This is a genomic window from Variovorax sp. Sphag1AA (assembly GCF_014192575.1).
GTDB lineage: Bacteria > Pseudomonadota > Gammaproteobacteria > Burkholderiales > Burkholderiaceae_C > Variovorax.
Genome location: NZ_JACHYC010000014.1, coordinates 60,662 through 77,231, shown reverse-complemented (window position 1 = coordinate 77,231; position 16,570 = coordinate 60,662). Strand labels below are relative to the sequence as shown.

Here is a 16,570-nt window from a genome sequence, read left to right as displayed (position 1 = left end):
AGAATGCGTGCCCCTCATGCCGAGGGGCACCATAGTCTTCAAGAACGGTTTGATTGCATGAATAAGCGCGTCATCATCGCTGACGACCACCCCATCATCCGGGCCGGCGTGCGCATGGTGCTTGAAAGCGCAATGAACATCTCGATCGTCGGCGAAGCCGATTCGCCGGAAGCGCTTCTGGCGATGTTGCGCGACACGCCCACCGACCTGCTCATTACTGATTTCTCGATGCCGGGGGGCCAAGAGGCCGATGGCCTCGGCCTGCTTCAGCGCATCCGTCGTCTCTACCCTGAATTGCCCGTGATCGTCTTGACGATGGTGGGCAATGTTGGCGTGATCGGCGCGATCCTCGCCACCGGTGTGCGCGGCCTGATCGACAAGTCAGCGGGCATGGCCGAAATTTCGGTCGCGATCCAGGCAGTGAGCCAAGGACGGGATTACGTCAGCACGACCTTCAAACAGAGCCTTCTTCAAAGCCAGTTCAATTCCGAAGCCGGCACGGTTGCGCGCCTGTCGCCGCGGGAGATCGAAGTGCTTCGCCTTTTCGCGTCCGGGATGACTGTGTCCGCGATCGCCGATCGCCTGTCACGCAGCATCAAGACGGTGAGTCGTCAAAAGACCGATGCGATGAACAAGCTTGGCCTCAAGAGCGATCTGGAGATCTACGCCTTCGCGCGTGAAAACAATCTGATTTCTTGACCGGGCCGAGAACCAGTGAATGCCGTCGCCCGCTGCATGACAGAGGCGACTTCGGCGCGAGCAGTCGGGTACAGCGCGAGCGAGGTCTCGTCGGAATCGCTGTCCTCCACGGCCTTGAACGCACGCACCGCCTCGTCCTCGTCCAGCTGATGGCAGGCCGAACTCATGCGATGCGCAAGCTGGCGCAGGACCGTGTGGTTGGCAGCATCAGCGGCCCGTTCCATCGCCTGCATGTCCTTCTCGGTCGCTGCCACGAAGACTGCCACGAGTTTTGCGACCTTGGCCGGGTCGCCATCGCATAGCTGCATGAGCCGGGCATAGCGCGGCGCGGTGGAGGCCGCAGCAGCCTGCACCGCACCCTTCTCTTCGTCCGTCTCCACACCCCTCTGGAGCACCTTGGACAGCGCCTCGCGCAGATCCCCCAACTGCAGTGGCTTCGAGAGATACGCATCCATCCCCAGCGCCAGACAGCGCTCGGCTTCGCCCTGCAGCGCATTGGCCGTCAGCGCCACGATCGGCAGCCTCGGCAGACCCCGCTCTCGCTCGCGCTCCCGAAGTCGCCGCGTCAGCTCGTAGCCATCCAGCCGCGGCATGTGGCAGTCCGTCAGCAGCAGGGCGTAGTCGCCCCCGGGCGCTGGCTGCGCCTCGAGCATCTCCCAGGCCTGCTGTCCGTCCTCGGCGCAGTCGCAGGCGTAGCCCAGCTTGTGCAGCTGCCGGGTGAGCACTTCGCGGTTGATCGGGTGGTCCTCGGCCAGCAGCACCCGCTGGCCCTGGCCAGCCTGGCTGGGTTCGGACGATGGCTTGGCCACCGGTTGTCTCACCGCCGCGTCGATGGCCAGCCGGTGCGGCGCGCTGCGCCCGGGCGCCGAGCCCACGCTGGGCACCCACGGCCGCAGCGGCAGGGTCACGATGAAGCGGCTGCCCGCGCCGAGTGCGCTCTCGCAGCGCACGCTGCCGTGCATCAGCTCCACCAGCTGCTTGACGATGGTCAGCCCCAGCCCCGTGCCGCCATAGCGCCGGGTGGTGGCGATGTCGGCTTGGCGGAAGGGCTCGAAGAGCGTCCTGACCGCCCGCGGATCGATGCCGATGCCGGTGTCCTGCACGGCCAGTTCGAGCTCGCCCTTGTCGGTGCGCAGCACCTCCACCCGCACGCTGCCCTGCTGGGTGAACTTGATGGCGTTGCCGATCAGGTTGGTGAGCACCTGGCGCAGTCGCACCGAATCGCCCACCACGAACTGCGGGATGGCCGGATCGACGTGAAAACTCAGCCCGATGGCCTTGCGCGCGGTCTCCGCGCCGAAGGTGGCGCAGACATCCTCCACGAGGCCGGCCAGCGCCAGCGGCCGGCTCTCGATGTCCAGCATGCGCGCCTCGATCTTGGAGAAGTCCAGGATGTCGTTGATGATGGTCAGCAGCGACACGGACGACTCACGGCAGCGCCCGAGCATGGTGCGCTGGTCGTCGTCCAGGGGCGTGTCCAGCACGAGATCGATCATGCCGAGCACGCCGTTCAACGGGGTGCGCACCTCGTGGCTCATCATGGCCAGGAAGTGGGCCTTGGCATCCACCGCCGAGCGTGCCTCCTCGGCCTTGGTCACAAGGTTCGCCTTGAGTGCTTCCTCGTCGGTGATGTCCTTGGCGATGCCAATGAAAGAGACGATGGCCCCCTGAACGGCCGCATCGTTGCGCACGGACAAACTGCCGCGAACTTCCAGCGTGCGTTCCCCGCCATCAGGCGTGCAGATGCGGAACTGCTTCCGATAGGCGCCGCGCCGTTGGCGATACACCTCCTGCAGCCGCGCGGCAACAGGCGGACGGTCCTGCGGATGGACGCGCATGAACAACTGCCGATAGGTCACCGACTCGTCGTCATCAAACCCGCAGATCTCGCGCATGCGGCGGTCCGCATGAATGGCCGAATCCAGAAACGCCGGATTGTTCAGGCCGTCATGCGTGCGCAGGCGCGTAACCGAGCGCCAGACACCCAGCCCACCAATGCTCAGCGCAAGCTCCAGATCGGCGCGGGATTGCTCCAGTTGGCGCCGGACACGCAACTCCGCAGTGACGTCGACCGAAACTCCGACCAGCCCCAGAAACCGGCCCCGTTGATCGAAGATGGGCTGCTTGCGAGACTGAAAGTTGTGCGGGACGCCGTCGATCGAAATCTCGTCGTCGTAGGTGCTCGCGACGCGCGAGACCATCAGCTCTCCGTCCTGCGAGGCGCTTCGCTCGGAATGCTCGGGGCCGAAGATGTCCTGATCGCGCCTGCCGATGACGCGCTCGGAGTCGACACGAAACATGCGCTCGAACTCTGCGTTCAAGGCCTTGTAGCGAAGTTGGGAGTCCTTGACGAACAACGCATGCGGAACCGCGTCGAGGATGGCATTGAGTGCGTCGCTCCGCCGCTGCGCCCGCAGCGAACTCTTGAACCGCAACACCGCCAACGCAACGATGCCGACGGAGATCAGCGCTGCCCAATGCCAGCTCAGCACGATCGCCATCGGTCGTCCGAACAGATAGCTCGCGACGCCGAGAAGGCAGGTCAGGAGGGTCGCGAAGATTCCGCCATCGAGCACACGTCGCAAAGGACCGGCGGACGCCTCGCGTGGGCGAAAGCTCCCCACGGAATTGGACGAGTAGAACGGCGGCACGGATGAACCTCGAGCGCTGTCAGGTGCAAACCCGATCCGTCAGACGGTGGCGACAGTGGCCCGCTGCAGGGCCCCTGCAAGATGCGGCGCCGCCTTGTGAGCTTCGCCCCACGGCGACGCAAATTTGATCGGCGAGTGCCGACCGCTCACGAAAGCGGAATGCGTCCGCGAATACCGATCCCACGCCGACGTTTCGAAGACCTCCATGGAGCTGCGCATGCCAAGGCCGACCAGCGCTGCCATCGAGTAGACCGGCCAGGACCCATAGTGCTTGCGCGCACGGATGGTCAATCTCTCCAGCACGTCTTCCGCATGGTTCCGCGAGACATGACCCGCCGCGAGCGCAAGGCGGATCAGATAGGCGAGTTGCTGGATGTCCCATGCCAGCACACTGAGATGGCCATGACTGAGGTCATCGGTCGAAACAAGACGGTCCAGCCGAGCGACGTCGCCCTCTGCATGCCGCTCGTCGAGCCAGGCAGCAACCGCTTTCATCTCCGCTGGAGAAATCTCTCCAAGCCGCGCCATCGCCTGATCGATGACTCGAATGCAATCTGCGCGCGTCTCGATGCCCCATTGCTCCGCCAGCAGCTTCTTGACTCGCTGCCTGGGCAAGGCGCTCGCCAGTTGTTTGAAGTTGTCGTTCATCAGCAGGGCGAAGTTCGCGCTGAGCAAGCAGCCGAACAGCAGTTCGGGAGACATTTCCTCGGACGCAGCAGATTCGACGTCTCGAGCGACGCGCGCGGCGAGCTTTGATTGACCGAAGGCCGACGACACGAAAGACCACGCAGGAGCAAGCAGAACCATCATCGGAGTTCCTTGAATTCTTGAAAGAAGGGAGCGGGCGGCGCCATCGCCCAATGCGGTTCGATTCAGACCGGAAAGCCCCGCGAATCGAGTGAAAGGGATCGTAAAAAGGGGTCGCCGGGCGACCCATCAGAACTCTCTGAAAGGTCTGTCACTAGGCAAAGCCGATTCGCTTAGTCGTGAACAACGCCGCGGCGCAGGTCACCAAGAAAGGTCACCGCGGTGACGCGGAAAACTGGCATCGATTGGCAGAATTCGCCGCATGGGAACCCTCTATCTCGTCCGTCACGGACAGGCCAGCTTCGGCGCTGCCGACTACGACCAGCTAAGCGAGCTGGGCCACAAGCAGTCAGTGCGGCTGGGCGAGTACTGGCGCGAGCGCGGCATGCAGTTCGACGCTGTGATCACCGGTACCTTGCGGCGCCATCGGCAAACATGGCAGGGCATCGCCGAAGGGCTCGGCCTGTCGCGGGACGATGTTCTCCCCTGGCCGGGACTGAACGAATACGACAGCGAAGCCATCATCGCGACGATCCATCCCGAAAAGCTGGAGAAGGCGGATACGCCCGAGATGTACAGGCATCACTTCCGGCTCCTGCGCGATGGGCTCAATGCGTGGATGGAAGGCCGAACCGCTCCGGTCGGCATGCCGAGCTATGTGGATTTCCTTGCCGGTGTGACCAGCGCACTGGACCATGTCCGCGCCCGCCACCACGGAGCAAAGGTGCTCGTGGTGTCGAGCGGGGGTCCGATTTCCACCGCGGTGGGCCACATCCTCGGCACCAGTCCGGCGACGACAGTGGAGCTCAATCTGCGCATGCGAAATTCAGCCGTGACCGAGTTCGCGTTCACGCCGAAACGCCACATGCTGGTGACCTACAACACGCTGCCCCATCTCGACGGGCCGGCGTACGAGAACTGGGTCACCTACTCCTGAGCACGACGCGGCGTGCTGCCAGCCCTGAGCCAGTCCAGGTAGTCGGCAGAACCCGCGGTGATCGGCACGCGCACGATTTCGGGCGTCTCATAGCTGTGTCGTTCGCGAATGAAGGCTTCGAGTGCGCCATATCGCGCATCGAGCGTCTTGATGTGGAGCACCCATTCCGGCTCGCGATGCAGCACGTCCTGCCAGATATAGAGGCTGCGCACCCGCTGCACCTGGACGCATGCGGCGAGCCGCGCTTCCACGATCGCCTCCGCGAGCGCGTCAGCCTCGTCCTCGGTGCCGATGCTCGTCATCACGATGCAAACGCCTGAGTCCATGTGCACCTCCCGGGGTGAATAGAGCTAGCCCTGCCAGACGCCGTACCCCGCCTCGCGCAGCGCGATGCCGAGCTCGACCTCCATCTCGCGTGCAGCTTCGTAGGGCATCGGGTTGTACATGGCATAGAGCGCCGGCAGCAATCTCAGACCATAGTCACGCGCGAATGCGTTGGCCTGAATGCCGGCCTTGTGCTTGTCGAATCGCACGTCGGGGTCGAGCCCGGTCATTCCGACGTAGACAAAGGGCATGCCAAGCTTGTAGTCAGGGTTCACCCGACGGAACCGCGCCGCGTTCCACACGCGGTCGTCGAGTTCGATCACGTAGACGTGATGGTGATGGCGGCTGCGCGTCTTGCGCGTTGGCATGCGACGAAGCGGCGCGATCTCACTTGCGCTTGATCAGTCCGTAGATGAAAAGCAGCACGATTGCGCCGACCACCGAGGCGATGAAGCCTGCGCCCTGCCCTGCCGAGTACCAGCCCATGGCCTGCCCGGCGTACGTCGCGACGAGCGAACCGGCAATGCCGATCAGCGTCGTGACGATGAAGCCCGCCGAGTCGTCGCCGGGTTTGATTGCGCGAGCTACCAAGCCCGCAACGAAGCCGATCAGAATGGTCCAAACGATGCTCATACGGTGCCCCTGGCAGAGGAAGGAAGACGGCGCAAGCCGTTGCGAAACGATGCGGTCCAGATGATAGCGGGCCCCCAGGAATCGTTCCTACACACCCAGCGGCCGCCGACGCTATATAAGAACAGCATGCTGGAAAAACTCCCGGATGCGATCGGTCATGCCTTGCACGAAGTGCGTGCGGGGCTGGAGAAGATTGCCTTCAACACCATCGGCCTGCGTCAGGGAACGGCATCGATCAAGATTTCCAGCCTGGCGTTCGCCGATCACGGGCCGCTGCCCGCGCGCTACACGGCGGATGGCGAAGGACGCTCGCCGCCGTTGCACTGGATCGGCATACCGTCCGGCGCAGTCTCGCTGGTGCTGATGGTCGAAGATGCGGATTCGCCCACACCGCATCCGCTGGTCCATGCGATCGCAGTGGACCTGCCCGCTGTCGATGGTGGACTGCCCGATGGTGCGCTGTCGGATGACGACGATGAGAAGGGCGTCCACACCGGCCGCAATTCCTACCTGCGAACCGCCTGGCTGCCACCCGATCCACCACCGGGCCACGGCGTGCATCGCTATGCGTTCCAGATCTTCGCGCTCGGCGCACCGCATGAGTTCTCCTCGACCCCCGGCCGCGACGAGTTGCTCGACGCATTGAAAGCGCACGCCATCGCGAGCGGCCTGCTGATCGGCACGTGCGAGAGGCCCGACGGGTCGATCAAGATCGGTGACGCGGTGCCAACCGGTGCAGCACCTGCCGGCTGACTAAGGCGTCAGGGATTCGGCGTGTTGCCGATCGTCGCAAGCGGCAGGCGCGAGACCTCGGCAAGCAGCAATGCGAGTTGCTTGGCAGCCGCATCGACCAGTGCGCGGCCTTTTTCGGCGGTGGCTGCGGCGGCATTCCCGGCAGCGCCCGCGGGGTTGTAGTCCTCCATCGCCCAGCCCAGCTTGGCGCTCTTGCCATTACCGAGAATCGCGTAGTCGCGCGCACGCTGGCGGGAGGTCGAATCGAAATCGCGCGCGACCCCCATGGCGACTTCGTCCGGCGCGAGCGCCAGCATCATCGATGTTTCCATCTCCCCCGCATGGACGCCGAAGCGGTGTTCGTCCGCGCTGAACTGCGCGCCCGCGTCGCCGAGCGGCAGGTTGAACCAGCTCACGCTGTAGACGAGCAGATCGTGCGCAACGCGCAGTTCGCGCGCGACGATATCCATCGCGCCGACATGTCCGCCGTGTGCATTGAAGAGCACCAGTTTCCGGATGCCCGAGCGCGCCACGCTGGCGCCGATCTCGCTCCAGAGCCGGATCAGCGTCTCTGAAGAAAGAGTCAACGTGCCCGGAAAGCGCGCGTGCTCGGGGCTCAGCCCGATCTGCTGGGTCGGCAGGAAAAGCACCGGGAGGTCTGCCGGCAATACCGGCAGCGCCGCTTCGATGATCCCGTCTGCCAGCGTCGAATCCACACAGAGCGGCAGGTGCGGACCATGTTGCTCGGTCGCGCCGAGCGGCAGCACCGCAACCGTCGTGGCTGGGTCGAGCGCTGCGAAGTCGCGCGTGGTGAGTCGGGACCAGAAGCGGCTGGCGGGGGCATTCATGCGGGCGATCTTAGTGCCCTGGCTTCACTCGCGGGCGACGCGCCAGACTGCATTGCCGACGTCGTCGGCGACCAGCAACGCGCCGCTCTTGTCGAGGGCCACGCCAACCGGCCGACCTTGTGCCTTTTCATCGGCCGACAGAAAGCCCGTCAGGAAATCCACCGGCTGCCCGCTCGGACGGCCATTGGCGAAGGGCACGAACACCACCTTGTAGCCCGCCATCGGCTTGCGATTCCAGGAGCCGTGTTCTCCGATGAACGCACCGCTCGCGAATTGCGGCGGCATGCCCCGCGGGCTCGAGAAGGCGATGCCAAGCGGCGCACGGTGCGAACCCAGTGCGTAGTCCGGCACGACGGCCTTCGCCACCATGTCGGGGCGCTGCGGCTCCACGCGGGTATCGACGTGATTGCCGTAGTAGCTCCAGGGCCAGCCGTAGAACGCCCCGTCCTTCACCGATGTGAGGTAGTCGGGCACGAGGTCGCTGCCGAGTTCGTCTCGCTCGTTGACCACCGCCCAGAGCGCTTGCGTCGTCGGCTCCCAGTCCACCGCCACCGGATTGCGCAGCCCGCTCGCGAAGAGGCGCTTCTGACCGGTCTTCGCATCCACCTCCCAAACCGACGCGCGCCCTTCCTCGGCCTGCAGCCCGTTTTCACCGACGTTGCTGTTGGAACCGACCGTCACGTAGAGCTTGGTGCCGTCCCGGTTCGCGACCACGTGCTTGGTCCAGTGGTGGTTGATGCCGGAAGGCAGGTCGGTGACCTTGACCGGCGCCGCACTGGCGGCGATGTCGCCGTCGGTGTACGGCACCTTGACCAGCGCGTCGGCGTTGGCAATGAACAGTTCCTTGCCGACCAGCACGACGCCGAAGGGCGACATCAGCTTGTCGATGAAGACCTTGCGCACGTCGGCGACCCCGTCTCCGTCGGTGTCGCGCAGCAGAGTGATGCGGTTGGCGCTCGGCACGCCGGCGCCGGCGCGCTTCTGGACGATGTCCATCGCCTTGTCGCGGACTTTCGCCATGAGTCCCTTGCTTTCACCGTTGTCGGGTTTGGGCGGCCGATTGCTCTCGACCACGAGCACGTCGCCGTTGGGCAGCGTGTAGACCATCCGCGGATGGTCGAGCCCGCGGGCAAAGGCGGTCACGACGAAGCCTTCCGGCGCAGTCGGGCCGGCTGCGTCCGCCCAGCCGACAGCCGGCGCGATGTTGATGGTGGGGATCATCGTCTTGACCGGTGGCGGCAGTTCGGGCGTCTGGCCGATGCCCGCCTCGGTGGGCAGCTTCGCGGTCTCGCCGCAAGCACTGAGCAGCGTGGCGACCGCCAGCATCGGTCCGAACATCGCCGTACGCGCGGCATGGGGAGTGAGCGCTCTCATCATCTTCGACATCCTGGGGTCGTCACGAAATGGCATCCGTTTGTATCCTGCAATCCGTTTCGCGCCCGAGTGTCGGCGACAGGCGCTTTCAGGCGTGGGAGCCACCCGGGCATGGCGCGGCCGCTACCATCACGCGATGACCGATGAACTGTTCCGATCCGACGCCTACCTGCGCGACTGCGAGGCGCGCATCCTGCGAATCGAAGAAGGCGGTGTCGTACTCGATCGCACGGTCTTCTATCCGCAGGGCGGCGGCCAGGCCGGCGACAGCGGCTGGCTGGTTCTGAGCGATGGTCGCGAGATCGCGATCGCCGATACCCGGAAGGCGAAAGACGCCGAAGGCAAGGCGACCCAGGAGATCCTCCATGTGCCCGCCGCCGGCCAGGAAGCACTGCTGGGCGCGCTGAAGCCCGGCGACGACGTGTCGGCGCGCATCGACTGGGAGCGCCGGCACAGGCTGATGCGCTTCCATACCGCCACGCACCTGCTGTGCCATCTGGTGCCGCAACCGGTCAATGGATGCTCGATCACGCCCGAGTACGCGCGGCTGGACTTCCACATGACCGAGCCGCTCGACAAGGAAATGCTCACGGCCGGTCTTGCGCGTCTCGTCGACGCCAGCCATCCGTTGACCGTCGGTGCAATCACCGACGCGGAACTTGACGCCAATCCCGCCCTCGTGAAGAGCATGAGCGTGCAGCCGCCCCGTGGCACAGGCACCGTTCGAACGATCCGTATCGGCGCCGCGGATCTGATCGATTTCCAGCCCTGCGGCGGCACACATGTCGCCAATACGCACGAAATCGGCGCAGTCATCGTGACCAAGATCGAAAAGAAAAGCGCCAATAGCCGCCGCGTGGTGCTCGGATGGGCCGCATGAGACGCTGCCGGAACTTCGACCCGGGCGCCCGCTCCGACTGAACCGCATGGCAATCCAGATTCGTCGATTCATCGCGGGCCTCGGGCTCGTCGCCCTCGCCACCGCGGCAGCCTCGCTGCCGGCTGCGGCGCAGATCTCTTCCTCGCGCGTCGGCTCGGTCGTCACCACGCCCCATGTGCGCGCCGAACTGATCGCGCATGCGCCCGATGGCATCTCGCCCGGGACACCGGCCTGGGTCGGGTTGCAGATCACGCATCAGCCCGAGTGGCACACCTACTGGAAGAACGCCGGAGACTCCGGCCTGCCGACCGAGTTGGCATGGACGCTCCCGTCCGGCGCGTCGGCTGGCGACATTGCGTGGCCGGTGCCGCGAAAGATCCCGATCGGCAATCTCGCCAACTACGGTTACGAAGGCACGGTGCTATTGCCGGTGCCACTCACTGTGGCGCCGGACTTCAAGCCGCCCCTGTCGCTCACCGGCGCGCAGGAACTCGACGTCCGCCTCAAGGCTTCGTGGCTGGTCTGCCGCAAGGAGTGCATCCCCGAAGAGGGCGAGTTCCAGCTCAAGGTGCCCCTGCACGGCTCGACCGCGCTGAACAAGAGTGAGTTCGAGGCCGCCTGGGCAGCTCAGCCCGTGGCGCTCGACAAGCCCGGCGACATCAGGATCGACGGCAACAAGCTCCAGGTTCGCCTCGAAGGCCTGCCGGCGTCGGTTCGCGGCAAGACGCTGGAGTTCTTCCCGGAGACCGGCGAGGTCATTCACACCGCGGCGGTACTCGGGAAAGACTGGACCCAAGCCTGGCAAGGCGAAGCCTGGACCGCGACCATCCCGCTCGCGGAACAACGCAGCGCCAGCCCGAGCGCAATGCCCGTCGTGGTCGCGCTGGCCGATGCCGACCGGCAGGCGGGCCAGCCGATTGCATGGCGGGCCGAGGCGCCGGTGACCGGCACCTGGCCCACCGTGGCCTCCAAGGCCCAGGTTTCCCCCGCACTGCAAGCCGCGCTCGAAGCCAACGCCGGGCCCGCGTCTTCATCGCGCCCCTCGGGCACGCTCGTCGCGGCGCTGCTGGGCGCGTTGATAGGCGGTCTGCTGCTCAACCTGATGCCGTGCGTATTTCCTGTGCTGGCGATCAAGGTGCTGAACTTCACGCGGCACGCGGAGGATCGGCGTCGGCACCGCTTGGCCGCGATCGCCTACACCGCCGGAGTGATCCTGTCCTGCCTGGCACTCGGCGGCGCGATGCTCGCGCTGCGCGCGGCCGGCACCCAACTCGGCTGGGGCTTCCAACTCCAGTCGCCTGCCGTCGTGGCCGGGCTCGCGGCGCTGTTCACGCTGATCGGACTCAATCTCGCCGGGTTGTTCGAGTTCGCCAACGTCGCGCCGAGGTCGCTCGCGGCGGCCCAGGTGCGGCATCCGGTGGTCAACGACTTCCTCTCCGGCGTGCTCGCCGTGGTGATCGCCTCGCCGTGCACCGCGCCATTCATGGGCGCGTCGCTGGGTTTCGCGATCGGGCTGCCCGCGACGGAAGCGCTTTTCATGTTCGCCGTGCTCGGTCTTGGGTTGGCGCTGCCCTATCTGCTGGCGGGCTTCGTCCCGGCGGTCGCGCGCCTGCTTCCGAGACCTGGGCCATGGATGCAGACCTTGCGCCACTTGCTCGCGTTTCCGATGTTCGCGACGGTCGCATGGCTGGTCTGGGTGCTGGGCCAGCAAAGCGGTATCGACGGCGCGGGCGCCCTGCTCGGCCTGTTGGTCTGCCTCGCGGCCGTCGTCTGGGCGCTCACCCTGCGCGGCCGCACCCGGATCGTGGTCGCCGGTCTCGCGATCGCCGCTACCGCCGCGCTGTCCGCCGCGATCGGTGGAAACGTCCTGCGGGTCGCTGAGCCGGCCACCGCTGCCGCGTCCGCGGGCGACCGCTGGCAGCCTTGGTCGGAGGCCAAGGCTGCCGAACTGCGAGCCGCTGGCCGTCCGGTGTTCGTCGACTTCACCGCAGCATGGTGTGTCACATGCCAGTACAACAAGCGCGCCACACTCTCCAATCCCGAGGTGCTCGCCGACTTCGAAGCCCGCAATGTCGCCATGCTGCGCGCCGACTGGACGCGGCGTGACCCGGCCATCACCGCCGCGCTGACCGCGCTGGGCCGCAGCGGCGTGCCCGTCTATGTGCTCCAGGCGCCGGGGAAGGAACCGGTGGTCCTCACGGAAATTCTCAGTAAGGAGGAGATCCGCGAAGCGCTCGCCAGACTGTGAGACCATGAACCCGGTACGGGTTGTCACAACAGCTTGAAGAATCCGTTCTAAGCTGTCGTGGTTGTTGAGTTTTATCGAATGGAGTTCAAGCTGACCATGTCGTCATCGTCATCTGCAGATTCCCGCTCGTACCGCGCCGCCCGCCAAGCCAGGGCCGCATTGAGCCGCGCATCGCGCCGCGCCGTGATGGCCGCCGCCGTCGCCCTTGGCGCCACCCTCCTCATGAATGCACAGGCCATGGCGGCCCCCGCCGTCGGACAGCCGGCGCCCGATTTCGTCGCTGTCGACACCGCCGGCAAGCAGCATCGCCTTTCCGATTTCACCGGCAAGTACGTGGTCCTCGAATGGACGAATCCCGGCTGCCCGTTCGTGCGCAAGCATTACGGCAGCGGCAACATGCCGGCCACGCAGAAGGCCGCCACGGACAAGGGCGTGGTCTGGCTCGCGATCAATTCGACCGAGCGCGCCGCCAGCGACTATCTGAAGCCGGCCGCTCTCGACGCCTGGATGAAGGAACAGTCCGGCGCGCCGAGCGCGCTGCTGATGGACGAGGACGGGGTGATCGGCCGAGCCTACGGCGCGCGCACCACACCGCACATATTCATCGTCGACCCGAAGGGCACGCTGGTTTACGCTGGTGGCATCGACAGCATCGCCTCGGCACGCCCCGAGGACATCAAGACCGCCACCAACTACGTGAACCAGGCGCTTGGCGAAGCCTTCGGCGGCAAGTCGATCAGCGCCGCGACGACACGCCCCTACGGCTGCTCGATCAAGTACAAGACCTGACGGTCCTCCGGGGGCGAGCGACAATCGCCGGATGCCTTTCGCCCCACTGAAGAACGACACCTTCCTGCGCGCCTGCTGGCGACAAGCAACCGATCACACGCCCGTCTGGCTCATGCGCCAGGCGGGGCGCTACCTCCCCGAATACGTGGCGACGCGCGCGAAAGCCGGCAGTTTCATGGGGCTGGCCACCAATGTCGACTTCGCCACTGAAGTCACGCTGCAGCCGCTGGAGCGCTATCCGCTGGACGCCGCGATCCTGTTCTCCGACATCCTGACGGTGCCGGACGCGATGGGCCTCGGGCTCTCGTTCGAAGCCGGAGAGGGCCCGCGCTTCGCGCGCCCGCTGCGCGACGAAACCGCGATCTCCGCGCTCGCCGTGCCGGACATGGACAAGCTGCGCTACGTCTTCGACGCCGTGACCTCGATCCGCAAGGCGCTCGCCGGCCGCGTGCCTCTCATCGGCTTTTCAGGCAGCCCATGGACGCTGGCCTGTTACATGGTCGAAGGAGCGGGCTCCAGCGACTATCGCCAGGTCAAGACGTTGATGTACAGCCGCCCTGATTTGATGCATCGCCTGCTCGAGGTAAACGCGGACTCGGTCGCTGCCTATCTCAACGCACAGATCGCAGCGGGCGCTCAGTCGGTGATGGTGTTCGACAGCTGGGGGGGCGTCCTGGCCGATGGCGCGTTCCAGGAATTCAGCCTCGCCTACACCGCGCGCGTGCTCGCGCAGCTGCAACGCGACGGCGCCGACGGCCGACCTGTGCCACGCATCGTGTTCACCAAGGGGGGCGGGCTCTGGCTGCAGGACATGCGCGCGCTGGACTGCGAAGTCCTGGGCCTGGACTGGACCGTGAACCTGGGCCGCGCGCGCTCTCTCGTTGGCGAAGGCGACGGCGGCAAGGCGCTTCAGGGAAACATCGATCCGAACGTGTTGTTCGCGCCGCCGGCGCAGATCGAAACGGAAGTTGCGAAGGTGCTGCAAAGCTTCGGCAAACCGCACGCCGACACGCAGACGACCGGGCCGACGCACATCTTCAACCTCGGCCACGGCATCAGCCAGTTCACGCCGCCTGAGCACGTCGCAGCGCTGGTTGCGGCGGTGCACGCACAGTCCCGCGCCCTGCGCGCATGACCGTATTGTTATGACTTGTAAACACCGAGATCGTCGATCCGAGGTTTGTCAAGGGGTAAAAAGCGTGAGGGGGGACTGACTTATGCACAAAACTGCTGTTGCGGTGCGCAAAACCGTCTGAAGCGCGCCAAGCGTTGCTCCTAAAGCGATAGCGCCGCTAAGTCATTGATTTATATGGGTTTTGAACTTTGCTTTTTTTGCGGGCATTCCAGCGGGAGCCTTGATTTTCAAGGGCTCGCGGCGCGTCGAAGCCCAATATCAACAAAGTTATCCACAGAAAATCTGGATGATGTGCAAAGCACTGATAAATCAACAACTTAGGTCGTTTTGCTCAAAGTCGCTTTAACAAAGGTGTCATCCTGGGGACGGCGTTGAACTGGCGAATCGACGTCGCGGTTCAGACGCCGGCACACAGTGCACTAGGGGATGTCCTTAGCTATGCCAGTGGCGCGCCAGTCACGCCCGGGGCATTGGTACGGGTGCCGCTGGGGCGCCGCGAAGTGCTTGGCGTCGCCTGGGCGGTTCATCCGGAGGACACCGGATCGGCGGGGCCGGAGCTGAAGCCGATCAGTGCTGTCCTCGACGCACTGGCGCCACTTGGCGAGGGGTGGCGCGATCTGGTCGCCTTTGCCGCGCGCTACTACCAGCGTTCACTGGGCGAAATCGCGCTTGCAGCCTTGCCGCCGCAGCTCCGCGACCTTTCCGCAGTCCAGCTTGCGCGGCGGCTGAAGCGCAAGCGCGCCGACAGCGCGGTCGCCGGCATTTCGCCCTCTCCAGTGACGCCCAGCGCGGAGCAAACCGAAGCGCTGGCGAGGTTCGAGGCCGAAGCCGGCCCCTTCCTGCTTTTCGGCAGCACCGGCAGCGGCAAGACGGAGGTCTATCTGCGCGCGGTCACCTCATTGCTGGAGCGGGAACCAGGGGCCCAGGCGCTCGTGATGGTGCCGGAGATCAACCTCACGCCCCAGCTCGAAGCCCGGTTCAAGGAGCGCTTCGGCGAAGACACCGTGGTTTCGCTCCACAGCGGCATGACGAATCCGCAGCGTCTCGCGAGTTGGCTCGCGGCGCACAGCGGCGCAGCGCGGATCGTGCTCGGCACCCGCATGGCGGTTTTCGCGTCGATGCCGTCACTGCGGCTCATCGTGGTCGACGAAGAGCACGACCCCAGCTACAAGCAGCAGGAAGGCGCCCGTTACTCGGCGCGCGATCTGGCCGTCTGGCGCGGCCGGCGCGAAAACGCGAAGGTGATTCTCGGCTCCGCCACGCCCTCGCTCGAAAGCTGGCACCAGAGTCGCCCGGCCGCGGCCGACGATCCGGGCGGGCGCTACGTGCGGCTGTCGATGCCATCGCGGATCGGCACTGGCGCGCTGCCCAAGGTGCGTCTGGTGGACATGAACCTGCAGCCGCCGAAGACGGTGCTTTCCGCCGCGCTGCTTGATGCGATCGGGCAGCGCATCGCGCGCGGCGAACAGAGCATGGTGTTCCTCAACCGCCGCGGCTACGCCCCGGTGCTGGCCTGCGCCGACTGCGGGTGGAAGAGCGAATGCCCGCACTGCAGCGCCTATCGCGTATTCCACAAGATCGACCGGACGCTGCGCTGCCACCACTGCGGCTTTACCGAGCGCGTGCCCCGCGCCTGCCCCGAGTGCGGCAACCTCGACATCGCCCCCGTGGGCCGCGGCACCGAGCGGCTCGAAGAGCATCTGGGCGAGCTCTTCGAAGCGGTTCGGCGGCCGGACGGCAGCGCGGTGCGCATCGCCCGCATCGACGCCGACACCACGCGCAAGCAAGGCGCGCTCGAGTCGCAGCTGGCCGCCGTTCATGCCGGCGAGGTGGATGTGCTCGTGGGCACCCAGATGATCGCGAAGGGACACGACTTCCGGCGGATCACGCTGGTGGCCGCGATCAACCCCGATGGGGCGCTGTTTTCAGGTGATTTCCGCGCGCCCGAGCGGTTGTTCAGCCTGCTGATGCAATCCGCAGGGCGCGCAGGCCGCGATGCGACGTACGTCTCGGAGCAGGGCGCGACAGCGGAAATGTGGATCCAGACCCACCATCCGCAGCATCCGCTCTTCGCCGCACTGAAGCGGCACGACTACCCGGCGTTCGCGCAAGGGGAACTCGAGGACCGCGCCGCCGCCGGCATGCCGCCGTTCGCCTACCAGGCCCTGCTCCGCGCAGATGCACGCGCACAGGAAGTCGCGCAGGCATTTCTGCAAGCCGCAAACCTCGCGGCGGACGGTCTGCCGGGGGCCGAACAGGTCACACGGTATCCCGCCGTACCGCTGGCAATCCAGCGCGTGGCCAATGTGGAAAGGGCGCAGATGCTGCTGGAGAGCCCATCGCGCGCGGCGTTGCAACGGGTGCTATCGGGCTGGCAGCCCCTGCTGCATGAATTGAGGCGCACGCCCGAAGGAAAGGGCGTGATCCGGTGGCTGGTGGACGTGGATCCACACAGCATTTGAAAGAGACGCGGGGCCCGTCAGGCGGCTCCGCTTCCGGTCACAACTGGCCGA

15 protein-coding genes are annotated in these 16,570 nt (G+C 65.7%); 8 read left to right on the top strand and 7 right to left on the bottom strand.

What is annotated here, in order from left to right:
* The first annotated feature begins 3 nt into the window (after positions 1-3).
* Positions 4-699 (top strand): response regulator transcription factor, encoded by a 696-nt coding sequence (locus FHW64_RS33380; RefSeq protein WP_221210608.1) that lies wholly within the window; start codon positions 4-6, stop codon positions 697-699.
* Here FHW64_RS33380 and FHW64_RS33375 read toward each other — a convergent pair.
* Together FHW64_RS33375 and FHW64_RS33370 are read right to left on the bottom strand one after the other, a co-directional pair.
* On the bottom strand, positions 663-3,350 hold the full coding sequence (locus tag FHW64_RS33375) for an ATP-binding protein (RefSeq protein ID WP_221210609.1): 2,688 nt from the start codon (positions 3,348-3,350) through the stop codon (positions 663-665). The genes FHW64_RS33380 and FHW64_RS33375 overlap by 37 nt on opposite strands.
* A gap of 39 nt (positions 3,351-3,389) precedes the next feature.
* Complete coding sequence (locus FHW64_RS33370; protein ID WP_184533643.1) at positions 3,390-4,211, bottom strand: DUF1266 domain-containing protein; 822 nt, start codon at positions 4,209-4,211, stop codon at positions 3,390-3,392.
* Positions 4,212-4,419: 208 nt separating this feature from the next.
* On the opposite strand from FHW64_RS33370, the gene FHW64_RS33365 reads away from it, so the two are divergent.
* The gene (locus tag FHW64_RS33365) at positions 4,420-5,094 is read left to right on the top strand and encodes a histidine phosphatase family protein (protein ID WP_184533641.1); all 675 of its coding nucleotides are present in this window, start codon (positions 4,420-4,422) and stop codon (positions 5,092-5,094) included.
* On the opposite strand, the gene cutA is transcribed toward FHW64_RS33365, so the two are convergent.
* From cutA to FHW64_RS33350, 3 genes are read right to left on the bottom strand one after another with little or no spacing between them, the layout of a single operon-like run.
* Complete coding sequence (cutA, locus tag FHW64_RS33360; RefSeq protein WP_184533639.1) at positions 5,085-5,420, bottom strand: divalent-cation tolerance protein CutA; 336 nt, start codon at positions 5,418-5,420, stop codon at positions 5,085-5,087. The genes FHW64_RS33365 and cutA overlap by 10 nt on opposite strands.
* A 24-nt stretch (positions 5,421-5,444) precedes the next feature.
* A complete protein-coding gene (locus FHW64_RS33355) occupies positions 5,445-5,786 on the bottom strand; it encodes a hypothetical protein (protein ID WP_184533637.1) in 342 nt (113 codons plus the stop codon).
* Positions 5,787-5,805: 19 nt separating this feature from the next.
* A complete protein-coding gene (locus tag FHW64_RS33350; protein ID WP_184533635.1) occupies positions 5,806-6,051 on the bottom strand; it encodes a GlsB/YeaQ/YmgE family stress response membrane protein in 246 nt (81 codons plus the stop codon).
* Between the two features lie 126 nt (positions 6,052-6,177).
* On the opposite strand from FHW64_RS33350, the gene FHW64_RS33345 reads away from it, so the two are divergent.
* Complete coding sequence (locus FHW64_RS33345) at positions 6,178-6,804, top strand: YbhB/YbcL family Raf kinase inhibitor-like protein (RefSeq protein WP_184533633.1); 627 nt, start codon at positions 6,178-6,180, stop codon at positions 6,802-6,804.
* Between the two features lie 8 nt (positions 6,805-6,812).
* On the opposite strand, the gene FHW64_RS33340 is transcribed toward FHW64_RS33345, so the two are convergent.
* Entirely contained in the window at positions 6,813-7,631 is an 819-nt protein-coding gene (locus tag FHW64_RS33340) for a creatininase family protein (protein WP_184533631.1), read from the bottom strand.
* Positions 7,632-7,655: 24 nt separating this feature from the next.
* Positions 7,656-9,008: a PQQ-dependent sugar dehydrogenase gene (locus tag FHW64_RS33335; RefSeq protein WP_409350672.1), complete on the bottom strand. Its 1,353-nt coding sequence runs from the start codon at positions 9,006-9,008 to the stop codon at positions 7,656-7,658.
* A gap of 133 nt (positions 9,009-9,141) precedes the next feature.
* On the opposite strand from FHW64_RS33335, the gene FHW64_RS33330 reads away from it, so the two are divergent.
* The 5 genes from FHW64_RS33330 (at position 9,142) to FHW64_RS33310 (ending at position 16,519) form a co-directional block, all read left to right on the top strand.
* Positions 9,142-9,885 (top strand): alanyl-tRNA editing protein, encoded by a 744-nt coding sequence (locus FHW64_RS33330; RefSeq protein WP_184533629.1) that lies wholly within the window; start codon positions 9,142-9,144, stop codon positions 9,883-9,885.
* A gap of 46 nt (positions 9,886-9,931) precedes the next feature.
* The gene (locus tag FHW64_RS33325; protein ID WP_184533627.1) at positions 9,932-12,133 is read left to right on the top strand and encodes a protein-disulfide reductase DsbD; all 2,202 of its coding nucleotides are present in this window, start codon (positions 9,932-9,934) and stop codon (positions 12,131-12,133) included.
* A 96-nt stretch (positions 12,134-12,229) separates the two neighbouring features.
* A complete protein-coding gene (locus FHW64_RS33320) occupies positions 12,230-12,922 on the top strand; it encodes a thioredoxin family protein (protein WP_260306553.1) in 693 nt (230 codons plus the stop codon).
* Positions 12,923-12,953: 31 nt separating this feature from the next.
* On the top strand, positions 12,954-14,057 hold the full coding sequence (hemE, locus tag FHW64_RS33315) for a uroporphyrinogen decarboxylase (protein ID WP_184533623.1): 1,104 nt from the start codon (positions 12,954-12,956) through the stop codon (positions 14,055-14,057).
* 371 nt (positions 14,058-14,428) lie between these two features.
* The gene (locus tag FHW64_RS33310) at positions 14,429-16,519 is read left to right on the top strand and encodes a primosomal protein N' (RefSeq protein ID WP_184533621.1); all 2,091 of its coding nucleotides are present in this window, start codon (positions 14,429-14,431) and stop codon (positions 16,517-16,519) included.
* The last annotated feature ends 51 nt before the right edge of the window (positions 16,520-16,570 follow it).